3 protein-coding genes and 1 pseudogene are annotated in these 1,011 nt (G+C 55.7%); all 4 read right to left on the minus strand.

The features are described 5' to 3' along the window. Nucleotides 1–96: pseudogene (locus tag Abin_RS16300) on the minus strand (DUF6118 family protein); the annotation flags it as partial. Between the two features lie 123 nt (nt 97–219). After that, a complete protein-coding gene (gene vapC / locus Abin_RS15415) occupies nt 220–612 on the minus strand; it encodes a type II toxin-antitoxin system VapC family toxin (RefSeq protein WP_048848569.1) in 393 nt (130 codons plus the stop codon). After that, on the minus strand, nt 609–803 hold the full coding sequence (locus Abin_RS15420; RefSeq protein WP_010516209.1) for a type II toxin-antitoxin system VapB family antitoxin: 195 nt from the start codon (nt 801–803) through the stop codon (nt 609–611). Before Abin_RS15420 ends, vapC begins: the two co-directional genes overlap by 4 nt. 54 nt (nt 804–857) lie before the next feature. Continuing rightward, on the minus strand, nt 858–1,011 hold a 154-nt coding region (locus Abin_RS16230; RefSeq protein ID WP_084593709.1), incomplete at its 5' end, for a conjugal transfer protein TraA.

Here is a 1,011-nt window from a genome sequence, read left to right on the forward strand (position 1 = left end):
CCACGCCTGCGGCAACGCTTCCACGCTGCGCCGGAGCACCGTCATTTCAGCGCACAGATCCTCGAACGCGCGCGCTGCTGGATCTGTCTCGGACATCAGACATTCTCCCACGGATTGAGAACCCGCACACCAGCCTCACGACCTATGGCCCCCAGAAACGATCCCAGCCGAACGGCCGCTTCTTTTTTCTGCATGTCCTCTCCAGTCACCACGCCGAAATCAGACAACCCGTTCCAGCCCCAGATGTGTCACAAACGGATCAAAGTCCCGGTCACTGTAAAGGAGCCGATACCCGCTTACGATACATCGTGTGGCAATCAGGGTATCAATGGTTTTCCGGATGGTGATGCCTCTGGCACGCAGGTCACGGAAATATCGTGCCGCCTCGATCATGACATCACGCCCCCCGATCTCAACCAGATCCAGAGCGCCAAGCAGTCTCCGCGCCTTGTTGAAATCCCGTTCGCTCGCAAATCCCTGAAGAACTTCCGTCATCATCAGATCCCCAATGGCGACCAGTTCCTCTCCCAGCAACCGGTCCAGAGCATCAACCTGTGGCGTCACCGTACCTCTGAAAAAATCGATCCAGACCGATGAATCGACCAGAATCATACGTCGGAACGCATGGCGTCGAGATCGCCCCGCCACTCCAGCCTGCCCTTCATGGAACGCAGTTGCCGCTGCTGATTCAACTTGATCAGCGTCCGCAATCCGAGTTCGACAGCTTCTTTCTTGGTTTTGACGCCAGACGCCTTCAGCGCATCTGTCATGAGGGTATCGTCAATAATGATGTTGGTTCGCATGATGTGTATCTCCAGTGAAAATTATACACATCAACATCTCCTCTCTCAAGCAGATTACATACCCATATCTATACCGCGCGACCTGGAGCGCGACAGGGACTGCCCTCTCTGATGAGGATGCAACCCGTGATCGAGCGTCGATCCCTTCCTGATCCCCAGTTCGCGGCTTTTCTCCCGCAGAATGGACTCAAGCTGCGCATCCCGCTTC

It is taken from the genome of Acetobacter indonesiensis (assembly GCF_000963945.1).
Lineage (GTDB): Bacteria > Pseudomonadota > Alphaproteobacteria > Acetobacterales > Acetobacteraceae > Acetobacter > Acetobacter indonesiensis.

Coding starts and splice junctions, on each gene's coding strand:
- vapC (WP_048848569.1), bottom strand. CDS start 612: ATGATTCTGGTCGATTCATCGGTCTGGATCGATTTTTTCAGAGGTACG.
- Abin_RS15420 (WP_010516209.1), bottom strand. CDS start 803: ATGCGAACCAACATCATTATTGACGATACCCTCATGACAGATGCGCTG.